Origin of the sequence: Rhodanobacter sp. FW021-MT20, from assembly GCF_041107475.1 — a bacterium.
Taxonomy (GTDB): domain Bacteria; phylum Pseudomonadota; class Gammaproteobacteria; order Xanthomonadales; family Rhodanobacteraceae; genus Rhodanobacter_A; species Rhodanobacter_A glycinis.
In genome coordinates, this window is the sequence record NZ_JBGBPX010000009.1 from 44541 (window position 1) to 60963 (window position 16423).

At 66.0% G+C, this 16423-nt stretch carries 19 protein-coding genes, 1 tRNA gene and 1 other RNA gene; 7 read left to right on the forward strand and 14 right to left on the reverse strand.

The window, feature by feature from the left end; all coding sequences use genetic code 11:
* Nucleotides 1–95 precede the first annotated feature (95 nt).
* The 3 genes from AB7849_RS11035 to AB7849_RS11045 form a co-directional block, all read right to left on the reverse strand.
* Nucleotides 96–1070 carry a beta-ketoacyl-ACP synthase III gene (locus tag AB7849_RS11035; protein ID WP_008212758.1) on the reverse strand — a complete coding sequence of 325 codons (975 nt, stop codon included), beginning with the start codon at nt 1068–1070 and terminating at the stop codon, nt 96–98.
* A gap of 156 nt (nt 1071–1226) precedes the next feature.
* Nucleotides 1227–1421, reverse strand: coding sequence for a 50S ribosomal protein L32 (rpmF, locus tag AB7849_RS11040; protein WP_008212760.1), 195 nt, complete (start codon nt 1419–1421; stop codon nt 1227–1229).
* An 18-nt stretch (nt 1422–1439) separates the two neighbouring features.
* Nucleotides 1440–1919 (reverse strand): YceD family protein, encoded by a 480-nt coding sequence (locus tag AB7849_RS11045; RefSeq protein ID WP_008212762.1) that lies wholly within the window; start codon nt 1917–1919, stop codon nt 1440–1442.
* Between the two features lie 172 nt (nt 1920–2091).
* Here AB7849_RS11045 and AB7849_RS11050 point away from each other — a divergent pair, with 172 nt between their 5' ends.
* On the forward strand, nt 2092–2547 hold the full coding sequence (locus AB7849_RS11050; RefSeq protein ID WP_008212765.1) for a hypothetical protein: 456 nt from the start codon (nt 2092–2094) through the stop codon (nt 2545–2547).
* Nucleotides 2544–3128 (forward strand): Maf family protein, encoded by a 585-nt coding sequence (locus AB7849_RS11055; protein WP_008212767.1) that lies wholly within the window; start codon nt 2544–2546, stop codon nt 3126–3128. Before AB7849_RS11050 ends, AB7849_RS11055 begins: the two co-directional genes overlap by 4 nt.
* A 6-nt stretch (nt 3129–3134) precedes the next feature.
* Here the strand turns inward: AB7849_RS11055 and AB7849_RS11060 are convergent, their stop codons facing one another.
* Complete coding sequence (locus AB7849_RS11060) at nt 3135–4760, reverse strand: ArnT family glycosyltransferase (RefSeq protein ID WP_008212770.1); 1626 nt, start codon at nt 4758–4760, stop codon at nt 3135–3137.
* A gap of 41 nt (nt 4761–4801) precedes the next feature.
* Here AB7849_RS11060 and AB7849_RS11065 point away from each other — a divergent pair, with 41 nt between their 5' ends.
* Genes AB7849_RS11065 through AB7849_RS11080 form a run of 4 tightly spaced genes read left to right on the forward strand, consistent with a single transcriptional unit; the run spans nt 4802 to nt 9302 of the window.
* Nucleotides 4802–5743 carry an AAA family ATPase gene (locus AB7849_RS11065; protein WP_369501071.1) on the forward strand — a complete coding sequence of 314 codons (942 nt, stop codon included), beginning with the start codon at nt 4802–4804 and terminating at the stop codon, nt 5741–5743.
* The gene (locus AB7849_RS11070) at nt 5743–6699 is read left to right on the forward strand and encodes a DUF58 domain-containing protein (RefSeq protein WP_008212775.1); all 957 of its coding nucleotides are present in this window, start codon (nt 5743–5745) and stop codon (nt 6697–6699) included. The genes AB7849_RS11065 and AB7849_RS11070 overlap by 1 nt, the downstream gene beginning before the upstream one ends.
* On the forward strand, nt 6696–8660 hold the full coding sequence (locus tag AB7849_RS11075; RefSeq protein WP_369501072.1) for a transglutaminase TgpA family protein: 1965 nt from the start codon (nt 6696–6698) through the stop codon (nt 8658–8660). Before AB7849_RS11070 ends, AB7849_RS11075 begins: the two co-directional genes overlap by 4 nt.
* A gap of 51 nt (nt 8661–8711) precedes the next feature.
* Nucleotides 8712–9302, forward strand: a complete 591-nt coding sequence (locus tag AB7849_RS11080) for a Slp family lipoprotein (RefSeq protein ID WP_037100422.1) — start codon at nt 8712–8714, stop codon at nt 9300–9302.
* A gap of 79 nt (nt 9303–9381) precedes the next feature.
* Here the strand turns inward: AB7849_RS11080 and AB7849_RS11085 are convergent, their stop codons facing one another.
* The 9 genes from AB7849_RS11085 to AB7849_RS11125 all read right to left on the reverse strand — a co-directional run bounded on the left by AB7849_RS11085 (nt 9382) and on the right by AB7849_RS11125 (nt 14829).
* Complete coding sequence (locus AB7849_RS11085) at nt 9382–9726, reverse strand: histidine triad nucleotide-binding protein (RefSeq protein ID WP_008212782.1); 345 nt, start codon at nt 9724–9726, stop codon at nt 9382–9384.
* 21 nt (nt 9727–9747) lie between these two features.
* Nucleotides 9748–10158, reverse strand: coding sequence for a GNAT family N-acetyltransferase (locus tag AB7849_RS11090; protein ID WP_008212784.1), 411 nt, complete (start codon nt 10156–10158; stop codon nt 9748–9750).
* A 6-nt stretch (nt 10159–10164) separates the two neighbouring features.
* Nucleotides 10165–10767, reverse strand: a complete 603-nt coding sequence (recR, locus tag AB7849_RS11095; protein WP_008212786.1) for a recombination mediator RecR — start codon at nt 10765–10767, stop codon at nt 10165–10167.
* A 106-nt stretch (nt 10768–10873) separates the two neighbouring features.
* Nucleotides 10874–11197 (reverse strand): YbaB/EbfC family nucleoid-associated protein, encoded by a 324-nt coding sequence (locus tag AB7849_RS11100; RefSeq protein ID WP_008212789.1) that lies wholly within the window; start codon nt 11195–11197, stop codon nt 10874–10876.
* Between the two features lie 19 nt (nt 11198–11216).
* Nucleotides 11217–12905, reverse strand: coding sequence for a DNA polymerase III subunit gamma/tau (gene dnaX / locus AB7849_RS11105; protein ID WP_369501073.1), 1689 nt, complete (start codon nt 12903–12905; stop codon nt 11217–11219).
* Between the two features lie 82 nt (nt 12906–12987).
* An RNA gene (gene ffs / locus AB7849_RS11110) (signal recognition particle sRNA small type) lies at nt 12988–13084 on the reverse strand.
* An 83-nt stretch (nt 13085–13167) separates the two neighbouring features.
* Nucleotides 13168–13257, reverse strand: a tRNA-Ser gene (locus tag AB7849_RS11115).
* Nucleotides 13258–13348: 91 nt separating this feature from the next.
* Complete coding sequence (locus tag AB7849_RS11120; RefSeq protein ID WP_008213936.1) at nt 13349–14107, reverse strand: MBL fold metallo-hydrolase; 759 nt, start codon at nt 14105–14107, stop codon at nt 13349–13351.
* Nucleotides 14104–14829 carry a 3-deoxy-D-manno-octulosonic acid kinase gene (locus AB7849_RS11125; RefSeq protein ID WP_008213935.1) on the reverse strand — a complete coding sequence of 242 codons (726 nt, stop codon included), beginning with the start codon at nt 14827–14829 and terminating at the stop codon, nt 14104–14106. The genes AB7849_RS11120 and AB7849_RS11125 overlap by 4 nt, the downstream gene beginning before the upstream one ends.
* Nucleotides 14830–14876: 47 nt before the next feature.
* On the opposite strand from AB7849_RS11125, the gene AB7849_RS11130 reads away from it, so the two are divergent.
* Complete coding sequence (locus AB7849_RS11130) at nt 14877–15914, forward strand: glycosyltransferase family 9 protein (RefSeq protein WP_008213934.1); 1038 nt, start codon at nt 14877–14879, stop codon at nt 15912–15914.
* A gap of 76 nt (nt 15915–15990) precedes the next feature.
* On the opposite strand, the gene AB7849_RS11135 is transcribed toward AB7849_RS11130, so the two are convergent.
* A complete protein-coding gene (locus AB7849_RS11135) occupies nt 15991–16392 on the reverse strand; it encodes a DUF6165 family protein (protein WP_008213933.1) in 402 nt (133 codons plus the stop codon).
* Nucleotides 16393–16423: the final 31 nt, after the last annotated feature.

Consider the following 16423-nt stretch of genomic DNA (forward strand, 5'->3'; position numbering starts at 1 on the left):
CCAGCATCGGCGTGCATGCGCAGCCGTATTCGCATCACGAAACGCATGATGCCGCCTCGCGGGCGGCATCATCTGCATACGGACTGACGACCGACTCAGTAGCGCAGCAGTGCCGAAGCCCAGGTGAAACCGCCGCCAAACGCTTCCAGCAGCAGGTTCTGGCCACGTTGCACCTTGCCCGAACGCACCGCGTAATCCAGCGCCAGCGGCACCGAGCCGGACGAGGTATTGGCATGCTTGTCGACGGTCACGATCACCTGGTCCATCGACATGTGCAACCGCTTGGCGGTCGCCTCGATGATGCGCAGGTTGGCCTGGTGCGGGATCAACCAGTCCAGCTGCGACTCGTCCATGCCGGCGGCCTTCAGGGTCTCGTCGACCAGTGCGTCGAGCGTCTTCACCGCCACCTTGAACACTTCGCGGCCGGACATGCGGATACGCACGCCGTGATTGGGCTCGTCCTTGAAACCGACGGACACGCCCACCGGGTTGTACAGCAGCTCCTTGAAGCCGCCGTCGGCATGCAGGCAGGTAGCGTGGATGCCAGGCTCGCTGGAGGCTTCCAGCACCACGGCGCCCGCGCCATCGCCGAACAGCACGCACGTCTCGCGCTCGGTCCAGTCGACCATGCGGGTCAGCGTCTCGGCACCGATCACCAGCGCTTTTTTGGTCTGTCCGCTCTTGATGAACTTGTCGGCCACGCCCAGGGCGTAGACGAAACCCGAACAGGCGGCATTGACGTCAAACGCTGCGCAGCCATTCGCGCCCAGGCGGTGCTGCACCAGGCAGGCAGTGGACGGAAAGATGATGTCGGGCGTGGTGGTGCCCAGCACTATCAGATCGAGCTCGGACGCCTTGACCCCCGCCGCCTCCAGTGCACGCTGCGCGGCCAGGAAAGCCAGGTCGCCGGTGGTCTCGCCATCAGCGGCGATATGACGCTGGCCGATGCCGGTGCGTGAACGAATCCATTCATCGCTGGTGTCCACGATCTTTTCCAGATCGGCGTTGGTCACCACGCGCTCGGGCAGCGCACTGCCGGTAGCGATGATTCGGGAGTAGATCGAGGCCATTCACCTGTCCATCAGCGGAAATCGGAAACAGCGCACGGACGCCCGACGAAAGCGAAGTGCGCGCGTGAGGCGCCAAAGGCTACGTGCAAAGGCCCCGCAAACGCAAAGCGGCGCGTTACCGCGCCGCTCGCTGAACGGATGCCGGCACGCGGCCGATCAATCCTCGTCGGCAACCGCGACGGCGGTCTCGATCACCTTCTTGCCACGGTAGTAACCGTCAGCCGTGACGTGGTGGCGCAGATGCACTTCGCCGCTGGTCGGATCGGTCGACAGCTGCACGGTCTTCAGCTTGTCGTGGGCACGGCGCATGCCGCGGGTGGACGGGGTACGGCGGCTCTTGGCAACGGCCATGGTAGTTCTCCGGGTAAATCAGTGGTTCTTGAGTTCGCGCAATGCCGCGAACGGGTTGTCGTCACGCTCCGCGGCCGACGCATCGTCGTGTGCGGAACCGGTTACTTCGTCGGGTAGCGTGCTGTCCGGATTGACCGGAACCAGCGGCAACGCCAACAGCATTTCATCCTCGATCACGTCCGCCAGGTTCAGCTTGCCATCGCCGGAAACCAGCAGCGGCTCGCAACCCGGCGGCAGGCCGGCTTCCTCCGACTCGCGCCGAATCAGGCCGAGCCGGGTATTCACCACCACCGGCAGCACGAACGGCTCCAGCGTACGCTGGCAAACCAGCGTCAGCGGTGCCTGGGCACGCACATCGAGGTAAGCCGTGTCGAACTCGTCCCGGCCGAAATCCAGCTCGAAACTCGCCGTTCCCTCGCTCGACGCCAACACCTCGCACAAGCGGGCAAGGGCGCCAACGGGCAACGATCCTTCGAACGAACGCCGCGCCGAGACCATGCGCCAAGCGTCCACGGACTCTGGCAGTGTCACGGACATAATCGCGAAATAGTATGTTTGACCCCGTCCGAAGTCAACCAGTACAGGGGCTCGGACCATGCGAACCGTTCCATTTTGCCTGAAATGGCGGCATGCGTCAGACTGTTCTTCCGCCGACTTCCCCCGGATTCTCGTGGATGCCTACCTGACAATCGGCGTGGTCGCCCTGTTCGTACTGCTGGCCATCGCCGTGGTGGCCAGCCTGCTGTTGCGCCGCCGGCTGTCTCGCCGTAGCGCCAGCATGCGCTATCTGCTGGAACTGGCCGACCACCTGGAAAGCGACCTGAAGACCTGCCGCGCCGAACTGCAGCAGGCCCATGCCGTGATGTCGCTCAACCCCGACCTGCCCGCCGCCAGCGAACAGGAAGCCGCCCATGCCATCGAGGCCGGCCTGCGTTCCTTGCTGCAACAGCGCCTGTGGATACGCGACCGCGCCCCGCGCGCCAGCCAGGCCGAGCTGGACGAGGCCGCGCGCTCGATGAGCGATGCCCGCGAGCGCCTGCGCCCCTTGCTGCAGGCCCTTGGCCAGGCCCAGCGCGAGCTGGATAGCGCCATGCGCGAGCATATTCGCCGCGAGCCGGAAGCATGAGCATCCCGCGGGTTGTCCTGGGGTCCACCTCGCGCTACCGCGCCGAACTGCTGCGCCGGTTGCTGCCGGATTTCGAACAGCGTGCCCCCGGCACCAATGAAACCCCGCTGCCCGGGGAGACTCCTGCCGAACGTGCGCTGCGCCTGGCCATCGCCAAGGCCGAAGCGGCGGCGAATGGCCTGCCCGGTGCGTTGGTGATCGGTTCCGACCAAGTGGCCGAGTTCGATGGCACGGTGCTGGACAAACCCGGCTCCGCCGAACGCGCCCATGCACAGCTGACCGCCTGTTCCGGCCGTACCGTGCAGTTCCATACCGCCGTGTGCCTGCTCGATACCCGCGATGGCCGCAAGCGCACCCATGTCGACCACACCCGCGTGCGCTTCCGCCCGCTCGAGGCCGACGCGATCACCCGCTACATCGAACGCGAACAACCGCTGGACTGCGCCGGCAGCTTCAAGTGCGAAGGTCTCGGCATCAGCCTGTTCGAACGCATCGACAACGACGATCCCACCGCCCTGATCGGCCTGCCGCTGATCGCATTGGCCCGCCTGCTGCGCGAAGCCGGCCTCGCCCTGCCCTGACCCGGCCTACAACGTGCTGGTGATTGCTGCATGCGCCTGCAGCCAGATCGGACAGGCATCGCGTTGCGCCTGTGTTGCCGGCACGGGCGCCGGTGCATGCGATGGCACCCGCCCCGCATAGAACGCCACGCGCTTGCGGCCGTCGTAAAGATCCAGCCGTCGCAATGGCCTGGGATCATCGATCCGGGAACACAGCCCGCCCAGCCAACCCGTGCGGTCGTGCACGCGCAAGGCATCCTCGCCCACCGCCAGCAGCATCGGCGCACCGGCATGCTCCGCCCGCAAAGCGGCTCCATCGCGATGCCACACGGTCAACTGCGGTGCGCGGCCATGGAAGGTGTTGAGCGGGCTGTCCAGCACATAGACCGGGACACGGCCATCGAGCTGGAAATCCAGCTCCGCGGCCAACATGAAGTTGTCGGCTACCAGCACGCTGCCGGACGGTTGCGCGCGCAACAGTTCGCGTGCCACGGCGCCACTTTCACGCCAGCCCACGAAGTTCCACGGAAACGCCTTTACCCCGGCCAACATACGCGCAGCCCCCGGCCACGCGGCCACGCCCAGATAGGCCAGCCCGGTCAATTGACCCAACGCCGCTAGCGCGAAAGCCACTCGGGCAACGATCCGCCAACCACGCCGCACGGCCAGCGGACGCCACAGCACCGGTAGCGCGGCCAGCAGCGGCAGGTAGCCGGGCAGCGGCCAGTGCGCGCGAAAGTGCAGGTCGTCGGCGAACAAGCCGGCGACGAAATACACCACGATGAAGGTAAGCGAGGTCCACGCCAGCACATCCCACGGCCCGCCCTCGCCGCGTCGACACCAGCAGCGCCATGCCGTCCACAGCAACATGGCATACAACAGTGGCGTGCAGGCCAACGCCTGTTCCAGCGGCTGCACCAGCGCATCGGCGTGGAAACGCCATGGGTTGCGCTGGATCAGCTGAAACGCCAACCCGGCCCCATCCTCTTGCCAGTTGGATATCAACAAGGGCAGCAGGCCCAGGGTCGCCACCGCCAGCGCCAGCCAGAAACCGCCGCGTCGCCATTGCTTGCGCCCGCGCGGACTGAATATGCAAAGCAACAGGCCCGCCAGCATCGGCATCGCGGCGCGGTAATGGGTCAGCCAAGCCAGCGCCAGTGCCACGCCCAGCAGCAGCCAGTCGCGCATCCGGTTCTCGTCCATCGCGCGCACCAACGCCAGCAACGCCAGCATGATGGCCACCGTCAACGGCACATCCGGCAACGCCAGCACGCCCAGGCTTACCGCCAATGGCAACACCAGGCACCACAGGCCAGCTTGCCAGGCCATTGCCGATGCGCCGAAGCACCGCCGGGCGAACGCCACCACCAGCCACGGCAAGCTGCTGCCGATCAACAGGAACGGCCAGCGCATGCCGAACAGTCCATGCCCGGCCACGTCTTCACCCAGCCGGATCAGCCATGCCGTCAGCGGCGGCAGATCGCTGTAGCCCCACGCAAGATGCCGGCTTTCCTGCCAGTAGAACGCCTCGTCGCCGAAGGGCGCGAGCGTGCATGCAATCACCAGCTTGATCGCCAGCAACGCCACGAATGCCGTGACGAAGGTCGCTCGCCAGCGCGCAAGGGCCGCCGTTACACTGGCTTGGTCAGGCATGGGCCGCCGGCCGCGCCATTCGCACCGCTATCGAAAAAACCATGTCCGCCATCACTCCGCTTCGCGATGAAATCCTGCATCAACGCCTGGAAAGCGCACTGGCCCAGGTCAACCAGGTGCTGCTGGGCAAGCCGCGTCAGGTGAAACTGGCCTTTGCCGGCCTGATCGCCGGCGGCCACCTGCTGCTGGAAGACGTGCCCGGCGTGGGCAAGACCACCCTGGCCCGCGCGCTGGCGGCCAGCTTCGCGCTGGAATTCCAGCGCGTGCAGTTCACCAGCGACCTGCTGCCTTCGGACATTATCGGGGTCAGCGTGTACGAGCGCGAGACGGGCGAATTCCGCTTCCATCCCGGCCCGATCTTCAGCGGCCTGTTGCTGGCCGACGAGATCAACCGCGCCACGCCCAAGACGCAGAGCGCATTGTTCGAGGCGATGGCGGAAAACCAGGTGACCGTGGATGGCCAGACCCACACGTTGCCGCGGCCGTTCTTCGTGGTCGCCACGCAGAACCCGCTGGACCTTGCCGGCACTTTCCCGCTGCCCGACTCGCAACTCGACCGCTTCATGCTGCGCCTGTCGCTGGACTATCCGGACGCGGCCGCCGAACGCGCGCTGCTGAATGGCGATGATCGACACGACCTGCTCTCCCGCATGACGCCACAGCTGGACGATGCCGCGCTCATTGCGCTGAACCGTCAGTCGCAAGGCATCACCGTGAGCAGCGCGCTGCTCGACTACTTGCAGGCGCTGCTCACGGCCAGTCGTCGGCATGCGGACATTCGCACCGGCCTGTCGCCTCGCGCCGGCCTCGCCCTGCTCGCGGCGTCCCGGGCGTGGGCCTTGCTCAGCGGCCGCTCGCATGTGTTGCCTGAAGACATCCAGGCCCTGTTCGTCCCGCTGGCCGCGCATCGACTGGTACCTGCCCGCGGTGCCAGCGGCGATACCCTCGCGCGCACCCTGCTGACCGAAGTCGCCGTCGACTGATGCCCGCCACCTTGCGCCGCGTGCAGCAGTGGGCCGAGCGCCGACTGCCTGCGCTGACCCGCTACCGACGACCCGAACCGCTGCCGATCGAACTGCATCGACGGCGCATCTATATCGTGCCCACCTCCTTCGGCCTCGGCTTCACCGTGCTGCTGCTGGTGATGCTGGTCGGTGCGCTGAATTATTCGAACAATGCCGCGCTGCTGCTGACCTGTCTGCTTGGCGCAGCCAGTGCCGCCAGTATGCTGGTGGCGTTCCGCACACTGGATGGCCTGCGCTTGCAAAACATTCGCGCCGGTCACGCAGTCGCCGGACAGCCGATCGATGTCAGCTTCGGTTTCACCTCGCACCGAACACGTTGCGCCGTGCGATTGGATGCGGGCGACACGGGAGCCGCATTCGCCGTGGATGCCACCCGCGGCGAGACCGACGTCACCGTGTCACTGACCACCGAACATCGCGGCTGGCAAACGCTGCCCCGCCTGTGCGTATGGACGACCTGGCCACTGGGCCTGTTCCGCGCATGGAGCTGGCTACACCCGGAACAGGCCGTGCTGGTGTGGCCACGCCCGGAAGCCGAGGGGCCGCCACCCGGTGGTCATACCGAGGACGAACAGCGGCAGCGCCTGCACCACGGCGATGACCCGGCCAGCTTGCGCGACTACCGCCGTGGCGACCCGATCCGCCATGTCGCCTGGAAAGCCAGTGCCCGACACCACGACTTGCTGGTGAAAGATTTCGAGGAGCCGGAGACGCGTCGCGATTGGCAACTGGACTGGCGCCAGCTCGGTCGCATGGACCACGAACGTCGCATTGCGCGGCTGGCCCGCTGGCTGGGCGAAGCACAGGCCCAGGGACGCCGCTACAGCCTGTGGCTGCCGGACGAGCCCATCGAAACCGGCAGCGGCCCGTCGCACTACGAGCGCTGCATGAACGCGTTGGCACGCTTGCCATGAGTCGCGTCGCCAAGCACGCGGAAATACCACTCGATGCGCGCGCCTTCGGCCTGCTCTGCCTGACCGTCGCCGTCGTACTCGCGTTGCATGCACCGCACCTGCCGTGGTGGCTCAGCGCAGTGCTGGCGCCGGTACTCGCGTGGCGCTGGTGGCAGCGGCATCAGCACCCCGGACGCGTGCCGGTCTGGCTCAAGCTGCCGCTGCTGGGCGCGTTGGCGCTGGCCATCATCGTGTATTACGGCAGCCTGTTCGGACGTGCGCCTGGTACGGCGCTAGCGGTCGGCCTGCTGGTATTGAAGATGCTGGAGAGCGAGCGCCAGCGTGATGCCCGCGTCGGCGTCGGCTTTGCCTGTTTCGCCCTGATGACGGCGCTGCTGTTCGACCAGGGCATGGTCGTCACTGCCGTCGTCGTGCTCGGCCTGCTGCCGGCGCTGGCCACCTTGCGCGCACTGGAGCCGGCACAGCCGCGATCACGCGGCCTGCCGCGCGAACTGCTGCCCGGACTGGGCCTGCTCGGCGTTGCCCTGCCACTGGCCCTGCTCGCCTTCGTGTTCGTACCCCGCCTGAGCTCACCGTTATGGGGTGCCCCCAATGCGCACGAAGAGCGCACCGGCCTCAGCGACCGGATGACCCCAGCCGGCTTCACCCAATTGCTGACCGATGACCGTCCGGCGATGCGGGTGAGCTTCGACGGGCCGCCGCCACCGCCGGACCTGCGCTACTTCCGTGCCTACGTGATGGCTTACTACGACGGCACCAGTTGGCAATACCACGACGTCGCCAACCAGCACCCCGCCACGATCGAGGTCGCACGCAGCATCCACTACCGAATCAGCCTGGAACCCAGCCACCAGCGCGTGCTGCCCACGCTGGACGTGCCGGTCGACGTACCGGCGGGCGCCCATATGCGCCGCGACCACGTGGTCATGGCCGACAAGCCGGTGAACGACCCCTTGAGCTACAGCGGCACCTCGGCCACGCGTTACCACCTGGAGCCGCAACTGGGGGCGCATCACCAGCGCTGGCTGCAATTGCCCGATGGATTCAACCCGCGCACCCTGGCGCTGGGGCAGGCGTGGCGCCAGCGTTACGGCAGCGACGACGCGGCCATCGTGCAGGCGGCGCTGTCACTGTTCCATGACGGCGGCTTCCGCTACACGCTGGCGCCGGCACCGCTGGGGCGCAACGCCATGGATGACTTCCTGTTCGACACCCGCGAGGGTTTCTGCGAGCACTATTCGTCCGCATTCACCGTGCTGATGCGCGCCGCCGGCATTCCTGCACGAGTGGTCACCGGCTATCAGGGTGGCTACTGGAGCGATGCCGGGCACTATCTGCTGGTGCGCAACTCCGATGCGCATGCGTGGAGCGAGGTGTGGCTGGCCGGGCGCGGCTGGGTGCGCATCGACCCCACCGCTGCCGTGCGCCCGCAACGCGTCGATCTTGGCGCTGCAGCGGCCGCCGGCGACCAGTTACCATGGACCCAGACGGGTTGGCTGCAATCCCTGCGCAACCACTGGGACATCGTCAACCACTGGTGGAACGAAGGCGTTATAGGGTTCGATACACTGCGTCAGCGCGGCCTGTTGACGCCCTTCGGCATCCGCAAGGCCGATCCGGCGCTGCTGGGCCTGCTGCTGGCGATCAGTTGCGTGCTGTCCGGCGCACTGGGCCTGGTATGGGCCTTGTGGCGCCGTGGTGAAGCCGATCCGGCCCGTGCAGCCCTGCGCGCGCTGGAACGAAAGCTGGCACGCTGCGGTGTCGTGCGGCGACACGGCGAGGGTCCGCGGCATTATCTCAGTCGCGCCGCCCGCGCCTTGCCGGCACGACGGATTGAACTGCAACAGTTGATGGACTGCTATCTTGAGCTTCGTTACGCCCATGTCGAGCCGCCACCTGAATTCCTGCAGCGCTTTCGTCGCGCCGTACGGAATTTTCGAGTCATTCGCGTGGTCAAATGAGTACACGCAGCCGTACCTCGCGTATGTGTCCTCCCCACTGGAGAAACCGTGATGTCTCCCCGCTACAGAATATTGATACTGGCCGCAGCCAGCGCTGCCCTCGGCGCCTGCGCCACCATGCCGCAGCCACTGCAAGGCAACTACGCCAATGTCCCCACGTCCGCCGCGCAACAGGGTGGTGCCGGTGGTGAGCAGGTGCGCTGGGGCGGCGAGATCATCAAGACCGAGCCGGGTCCGCAGGAAACCTGCTTCTACATCCTGGCGCGACCGCTCGACAGCCAGGCACGTCCGACCCAGGGCAATTCGGGTGAAAGCCAGGGTCGCTTCGTCGCCTGCCACGCCGGCTTCTATGATCCCGAGGTATTCACCCGCGGGCGTGAGCTGACCGTCACGGGCACCCTGCACGGCACGGTGTCGCACAAGGTGGGCGAGTACGAGTACGCCTATCCGCGCGTCGAGGCCAACGTGGTCTACCTGTGGCCAAAACGCCCGATATACGTGAACAATCCTTACCCGCCGGGTTTCTATGATCCGTTCTGGGGCCCGGGTTGGGGTCCGGGCTGGGGCTACGGCGGTTATCCGTACTGGGCGGCTCCGCGCGTCATCGTGGTGCGCCGCCCACCACCGCCGCCGCACAAGTAACGCTCACGAAAACGCCGGCCATGCAGCCGGCGTTTTCGCATCCACGGTACCGATCCGCGCGAAGAGATCGGCGCGCGGATCAGCCCGGTGGCCAGTGCAGCGACCGACCCGCGAGCAGGTGCACGTGGATGTGATAAACGGTCTGGCCGCCGTGCTCGTTGCAATTGATCACCGTGCGGTAACCCTGATCGGCGAACCCTTCCCGCTTGGCGTAACCGGCGCATGCCAGCAGCAGCTTGCCGAGCAGGATCGCGTCGTCCGCCGTCGCATCGTTGAGCGTGGCGATCGGTTTGCGGGGAATGAACAGCACGTGCACCGGCGCCTGCGGATTCACGTCGCGGAAACCGATGATCTCGTCATCCTCGTAGACGATGTCCGCGGGAATCTCGCGCCGGATGATCTTGCCGAAAATCGTGTCGCCCATGCTCACCTTCTCCTGTTTCACTTACAGACGCAGCAGCATACCGTGTGCCGCCGGCGCGACTTGCCTGAAGCCGAATTTCTCGTAAAGCCGGTACGCCGTGCCATCGGCAATCAAGCCCACCATCGTGCGCGGTTGCGCCGTTTCGTGGACACGCGCCATCAGCGCCTCCATGATGCGCCGCCCCAAGCCACGCCCTTGCCAGGCCGGGGTGACCGCGATGTCGACCACGAACAGAAACAGGCCGCCGTCACCGACCACGCGTCCCATGCCGACCAGTTCGCCATCGACTCGCACGCACACCGAGCACCAACTGGCCGGCAGTCCGGCCGTCGCGCCTTCCTCGCTCATCGCACTCAGGCCGGCGGCGACACGCAACGCGAGATATTCGGCCGGGGCCGGAATCTCGAGCGTCAGTACCGGATCGTGCGCCATCCTCGTTCAATCCACCGACAGGCGGCTGCCGAACGCATGCGCCAGCGTGCCGCGATCCACGTATTCCAGTTCGCCCCCCAGCGGCACGCCATGCGCCAGCCGGGTCGGCTTGATGCCGGCCGCGCGCGCCAGTTGCGCCAGATAGTGCGCGGTGGCCTCCCCTTCAACCGTGGGGTTGGTGGCCAGAATCATTTCCTCGATCTCGCCTTCGCCCAGGCGTTCACTGAGCAAGTCCAGGCCCAGCTCCTGCGGCCCCAATCCGTCCAGCGGCGACAGGCGCCCCATCAGCACGAAATACTGACCGCGATAACCGGTGGCCTGTTCGATCGCGGCCAGATCCACCGGCGACTCCACCACGCACAGCAAGTGACGGTCACGACTGGCATTGCTGCAAATCGTGCACATCGGCTCCTCGCTGAAATTGCGGCAGCGGGTGCAATGGCCGATGCGTTGCATCGCTTCGTGCAACGTATCGGCCAGTTTCAGGCCGCGCTCGCGTTCGCGCTCAAGCAGGTGGAACGCCATCCGCTGCGCACTCTTGCCGCCCACGCCGGGCAGGCAGCGCAGGGCTTCAATGAGATCAGCGAGAAGTGGGGAGCCGGAGGACATGATTGACTCGAGAAGTGAGTGGAGAGAAGTGAGGAGTGAGAGAAAAGCGAAGAGCTGCGCTTGATGCTCTCTCACTCCTCACTTCTCTCCACTCACTCCTGTCTTCTCAGAACGGCATCTTGAAGCCTGGTGGCAGGTTCATCCCGGAGGTGACGCCGCCGAGCTTGCTCTTGCTGGCCTCGGCCACCTTGTTCACCGCGTCATTGACCGCGGCGGCGACCAGATCCTCGGCCATCTCCGGATCGTCGGCGAACAGCTTGCGGTCGATGGTCACGCGGCGAACCTCGTGCGCACCGGTCATCAGCACGCTGACCAGGCCGCCGCCGGCATTGCCGGTAACCTCCAGCTTGGCGATCTCGTCCTGCGCGCGCTTCATGTCTTCCTGCATGCGCTGCGCCTGCTGCATCAACTGGCCGATTTGACCTCTCATCTCATGTACTCCGAAGTGTTCAGTGTTCGATGGGCTTGACCGAGCCGGGCACCACGCGTGCGCCGAAATCGCGCTTGAGCGCCTGTACCAGCGGGTCTTCCTCGATGGATTGCTCGGCCGCCGACTGCGCCGCACTGCGGGCGCTGGCCGCACGGGCGGCGGGAGTCTGGGTATTGCCGTTCTCGTCGCTGACGAAACGCAGGCGGATCGGCTCGCCCAGTGCCTGGCTGATGCGATCGGCCATCTGGCCGACCATCGGCTCCACCGCCAGATGCATGTGGGCGGCCTGCAAGGCGAGTACCAGCGTGTTGCCATCACGTTCGCGCAGGGCCGCGTTCTGCGCCAACTGCCCCAGCGGTCCGCGCAAACCGGCCTGCTCGATCATCGCCTCCCAGTCCGGCAGGCCGTCGGCGCGGCGCGCGACCGGAGCGGGAGCCGGGGCCGGCACGGGAGCCGCTGCAGCAGCTGCCACGGGCTCGGCACGATGCGAGGCCACCGGGGCTGCGGGGACAGGCGCAGCCGCGACCGGCGCGCGCTGAGGGACGGGTGCCGCAGCACGCGGAGACGCTGGCGGCGCTGCAGGGGCCGCTGCCCCACTGGTACGCGCGGGCCGTGCGCCTGCCCCGTCGTCCGCAGGGCGGAACGCCAGCATGCGCAACAAGGCCATTTCGAAACCGGTGCGCGCATCCGGCGCCAACACAAGGTCGCGGCGCCCGCCGGTGGCAATCTGGTAATACAGCTGCACGTCTTCCGGCGCCAGCTGTTCGGCCAGCCCGGTCAGTGCCGCGTCACCCTCGTCCGGGCGGTAGCCCGGCACCAGCTGGATCAGCTGGATGCGATGCAGCACGGCCGCCAGGTCGTCCAGCACGCCAGCGAAATCCGGCGAGTAAGAGGCAATCCGCTCGCATTCGGTCAAAAGCCGAGCGCCATCGCCATCGGCCAAGGCCTGCAGCACGCCCAGCACCTGACCGCGTTCCACGCTGCCGAGCATGGCGCGCACGTCATCGGCCTTCAGCGCGCCGCCGCCATAGGCAATCGCCTGGTCGAGCAGCGACAAGCCGTCACGCAGCGAACCATCGGCGGCATGCGCCAGCTCGCCGATCGCGGCTTCCTCGTATTCGATGTTCTCGGCCCCAAGAATGTGCCGCATCTGCCCGCTGATCTGCTCGGGCAGCAGCCGTTTCAGGTTGAACTTCAGGCAACGCGACAGCACCGTCACCGGCAGTTTCTGCGGGTCGGTGGTGGCGAGCAGGAATTTCACGTGCGGCGGCGGCTCTTCCAGCGTCTTCAACAGCGCGTTGAAGGCCGGCTTGGACAACATGTGCACCTCATCCACCAGGTACACCTTGAAGCGGCCGCGCGACGGCGCGTATTGCGCGTTCTCGATCACCTCGCGCACATCATCCACGCCGGTGTTGCTGGCCGCATCGATCTCCAGCAGGTCCACGAAGCGACCGGCATCCACCGCGGTGCAGACCGAACACTCGCCACACGGATCGGCCGACTCGCCCCGCTCGCAGTTCAGCGACTTGGCGAAGATGCGCGCGATGGTGGTCTTGCCGACGCCGCGCGTGCCGGTGAACAGGTAGGCATGGTGCATGCGTCCGGTATCGAGCGCGTTGGTCAACGCGCGCACCACGTGTTCCTGGCCCACCAGCTCGGCGAACTTGCGGGGGCGCCATTTGCGCGCGAGGACTTGATAAGACATTCCATACCACCTTGGGGCGAATGTCGATTGTGCCAAGTCGGGCGTGCTAAGTCAGTAAAACCCATCCCGGAAATGGCGGCAGCCCCGCCAGCCACACCCCGGCACCCGAATCATCCACTACCGTTGCTTCCTTCCGGACCTGGCGGAGTTTGCGGACTATCGTCGCGGGGGGACCGACGGGGCCACCATGGACGTCAAGCGATATCGCTTGATTGATTTGCTGTTGCGCCAGCCTGGCAGGGCCGTCGCATGACTCAAATTCTGGCGGAGAGAGCGGGATTCGAACCCGCGATACGTTTTACCGTATACACACTTTCCAGGCGTGCTCCTTCAACCACTCGGACACCTCTCCGCATGCAAAACCCTCGTCACCGGACAAACCGCTCCGGTGAAGAGGCGAAAGGATAGCGGCCGCCAGCGCAACTGACAAGGGATCGATGAACTCAGCCAGCGTCCACGCGAGGGGCCGAAGGGGCGTCCAAGGCAACCCGCTGGCCTGCCCCCACCACCCGGTAACCACGCGCCGCGAGCGCCTGGCCATCGGCCACACTGCCATAGTGGTAAAGCAGCAGGCGCGCCTGCGTGGCCGCGTCGTACTCCCGTTCGATATCGTCGATGCCGGTATGCGAGGGGTTGCCGTGCAGGCCGCAATCGTGGGCGATCAGCTCGCTGCCACCGGCACAGTGCTGCAGCACTTCGGGAATCGGCCGGGTGTCGCCGGTAAAGGCAAAACTGCCTGCCAGGGCAAGGCCGAACGAGGTCCCTGGACGATGATGGCGCGAAGGAAATACATCGAACCACAAGCCATCGAGCCAGAAGCCGCGCGTGCACGGCACCAGCCGGAACGCTTCCCAGTAATTGACGCCACCCTCGGCCAGCACGCCCGGATAATCCGCCACCCGCGCCTGCAGCCACGGCACCAGTGCGGCATGGCAGAACACGCGGATGCCGCCGCGCAAGGCTTCGTCGAACCATACGCGGGTGAACAACCGTTCCATCCCGCCGACGTGGTCCATATGCGTGTGGGTGATGTAAATCGCCTGCGGCAAGCGACCGTAGGCGGCCTGGTAGCGGTCGAGCGTGTCCGGACCGCAGTCGATCAGCAGCAACGGCTCGCCATCGCGCTCCAGCACTGCGGCCGACGAGCCCAGCTCCACCGCATGCGCAGCACCGGTTCCAAGGAAGTGAAGATGCCAGTTCATGCCTGCAGGGTACGCTCGTAGCCACGCATCAGGGGCGTCCACAGCTCGGCATCGAACGCGGCCTCGCCCTGCTTCGCCGCGCCCAGCTTCAGCAATGAGCGACGCAGTCGCTGCAGGTTGGACTGCCGCCAGCCCGCGGCGACTGGGCGCCATTCGCCGCGGTCGAAATCGATCAGGTACAGACCTTCCACCGTCACCAGCACATTGTGCGCATTGAGGTCGGCATGCCAGATGCCTTCGCGATGAAAACGGGCAACCAATTCACCCACCGCCTCCGCCAACGCCGCATCAAGCTGCCCCGCGGACAGGCATTCGGCCAGCGTACGGGCGTCGGCAATGCGTCGGGTGATCAGATCGGCGCGGTAGAACAAGCCGTGCCGGACATAACGGGCGGCCACGACCGCCGGTCCCGGCAGGTTGCGCCGGGCGATCTCGGCCAGCAGGCGGAATTCGGTGAATGGCCGCGTGCGATCCGCGCCGCGCCAGAGATAACGATCCCCTAGCAGGCGTGCCACCAGCCCACCTCTGCGATAATGTCGCAGTACGCACTCGCCGGCAGGCGTGGCGATCACGGCGACGCCGCCACGTCCACCGGCCTGCGTGCGCAAACTGCCCCGTTCGCGCCAGTAATCCGGCGCAAACCAGTCACCATCGACTTGTGGCGACACCACGGCGTCGAACAGAATCGCGCCATCGGCTTCTTCGCGCAGTTGCTCTTGCATCGGTGCTTCAGCGGCTCCGTCTCACGTCCATTGCCCGGCGATTCTACATGTCCGCTCCCGTTTCGATCTGCCTGCTGCGTACTTCCGCCATCGGCGACGTCACCCATGTGGTGCCACTGGTACGCACGCTGCAGCAGGCGTGGCCGCAAACCACGCTGACCTGGATCGTGGGCAAGCTGGAGCGCAAGCTGGTGGGCGACCTGCCTGGCGTGGAGTTCATCACTTTTGACAAGAGTGCCGGTTGGGCCGGCATGCGCGAGGTATGGCGCACGCTGCAGGGGCGACGTTTCGATGCGCTGCTGCAGATGCAGGTGGCGATGCGCTCGAATCTGCTCAGTGTCGGCATCAGGGCCGACCGGCGCATCGGCTACGACCGCGCCCGCGCCAAGGACCTGCACGGACTAGTCGTCAACGAGCGCATTCCCGCGCGCAGCGGCGAACACGTGCTGGACGCGATCGGCAGCTTCTGCGAACCCTTGGGCCTGAAGCAGACCGGGGTGCGCTGGGACATTCCGGTTTCCGACGAAGCCCGTGCCTGGGCGGCCGAACAACTGCCTGGCGACACGCCCACCCTGCTGGTCAGCCCCGGCTCCAGTCATGCACTGCGCAATTGGCGGCCAGAACGCTATGCCGCAGCCATGGATCACGCCGCCACGCGCGGCTGGCGCGTGGCGTTGGTCGGTGGCCCCTCGCCCGCCGAACGCGCCTTGGCCGACACCGTGCTCGCCGCTTGCAAGCTGGCGCCGCTCGATCTCACCGGCAAGGACACGCTGAAGAAACTGATGGCCCTGCTCGACCGCGCCCAGTTGCTGCTGACGCCGGACTCCGGGCCGATGCACATGGCCAACGCCGCAGGCACCAAGGTGCTGGGACTTCACGCCGCCAGCAACCCCGACCGCTCCGGCCCCTACTCCGACCGGCGCTGGTGCGTGGACAAGTACGACGAGGCGGCACGCAAATATCTGCACAAACCCGCCACCGACATCCCTTGGGGCACCAAGATCGAATATCCCGGCGTGATGGATCTGATCGCGGTGGACGAGGTGATCGAGCGCTTCGAGGCTTTCGCGAAAAGCCAGGAGTGAGTCGAGAGGAGTGAGAAGTGAGAGAAAAGCGCTGAGCTGCCGCTTTTCTCTCACGCCTCACTCCCTTTTTCCTTGCTCACTTCTGCTGTCGATAATCCTGATACGACTTTTCCTCGACCAATTGCGAGCCGAGCTTCACGTTGATCTCGCGCTTCACGGCGGCGCGTTCGTCGTTGCGGAAGTACACCAAACGGGCCAGCTCGATGAATTCGGCGTCGAAAGCCTGCGCTTTTTCCTTCAGGCGGATATGGTCCTCGATATCCCACAACGCTTCGTTCACCGCCAACAGGCGGGCGCGTTCGTCGGTAATGTCGGTTTGCGAAGCGGTGTCGTTCAACCAGGTGGCATTGAGCAGATCCAGCTCGTTGCGCACATTGGCCAGCTTGGCCGCATCGGCGATGCGCCGCGACTTGATCTCAAGAATCGTGATCTTGTCGATCAGCTCGCCATGGGACACCGGTACCTGGATAAGGCTCATGAAAACTCCACTTGGAAACGAGGCAAGGCCA

Excerpts from the sequence above, each read along its gene's own strand:
- AB7849_RS11035 (WP_008212758.1), bottom strand. The coding sequence starts at position 1,070 with ATGGCCTCGATCTACTCCCGAATCATCGCTACCGGCAGTGCGCTGCCC.
- rpmF (WP_008212760.1), bottom strand. The coding sequence starts at position 1,421 with ATGGCCGTTGCCAAGAGCCGCCGTACCCCGTCCACCCGCGGCATGCGC.
- AB7849_RS11045 (WP_008212762.1), bottom strand. The coding sequence starts at position 1,919 with ATGGTCTCGGCGCGGCGTTCGTTCGAAGGATCGTTGCCCGTTGGCGCC.
- AB7849_RS11055 (WP_008212767.1), top strand. The coding sequence starts at position 2,544 with ATGAGCATCCCGCGGGTTGTCCTGGGGTCCACCTCGCGCTACCGCGCC.
- AB7849_RS11060 (WP_008212770.1), bottom strand. The coding sequence starts at position 4,760 with ATGCCTGACCAAGCCAGTGTAACGGCGGCCCTTGCGCGCTGGCGAGCG.
- AB7849_RS11065 (WP_369501071.1), top strand. The coding sequence starts at position 4,802 with ATGTCCGCCATCACTCCGCTTCGCGATGAAATCCTGCATCAACGCCTG.
- AB7849_RS11070 (WP_008212775.1), top strand. The coding sequence starts at position 5,743 with ATGCCCGCCACCTTGCGCCGCGTGCAGCAGTGGGCCGAGCGCCGACTG.
- AB7849_RS11075 (WP_369501072.1), top strand. The coding sequence starts at position 6,696 with ATGAGTCGCGTCGCCAAGCACGCGGAAATACCACTCGATGCGCGCGCC.
- AB7849_RS11080 (WP_037100422.1), top strand. The coding sequence starts at position 8,712 with ATGTCTCCCCGCTACAGAATATTGATACTGGCCGCAGCCAGCGCTGCC.
- AB7849_RS11085 (WP_008212782.1), bottom strand. The coding sequence starts at position 9,726 with ATGGGCGACACGATTTTCGGCAAGATCATCCGGCGCGAGATTCCCGCG.
- AB7849_RS11090 (WP_008212784.1), bottom strand. The coding sequence starts at position 10,158 with ATGGCGCACGATCCGGTACTGACGCTCGAGATTCCGGCCCCGGCCGAA.
- recR (WP_008212786.1), bottom strand. The coding sequence starts at position 10,767 with ATGTCCTCCGGCTCCCCACTTCTCGCTGATCTCATTGAAGCCCTGCGC.
- AB7849_RS11100 (WP_008212789.1), bottom strand. The coding sequence starts at position 11,197 with ATGAGAGGTCAAATCGGCCAGTTGATGCAGCAGGCGCAGCGCATGCAG.
- dnaX (WP_369501073.1), bottom strand. The coding sequence starts at position 12,905 with ATGTCTTATCAAGTCCTCGCGCGCAAATGGCGCCCCCGCAAGTTCGCC.
- AB7849_RS11120 (WP_008213936.1), bottom strand. The coding sequence starts at position 14,107 with ATGAACTGGCATCTTCACTTCCTTGGAACCGGTGCTGCGCATGCGGTG.
- AB7849_RS11125 (WP_008213935.1), bottom strand. The coding sequence starts at position 14,829 with ATGCAAGAGCAACTGCGCGAAGAAGCCGATGGCGCGATTCTGTTCGAC.
- AB7849_RS11130 (WP_008213934.1), top strand. The coding sequence starts at position 14,877 with ATGTCCGCTCCCGTTTCGATCTGCCTGCTGCGTACTTCCGCCATCGGC.
- AB7849_RS11135 (WP_008213933.1), bottom strand. The coding sequence starts at position 16,392 with ATGAGCCTTATCCAGGTACCGGTGTCCCATGGCGAGCTGATCGACAAG.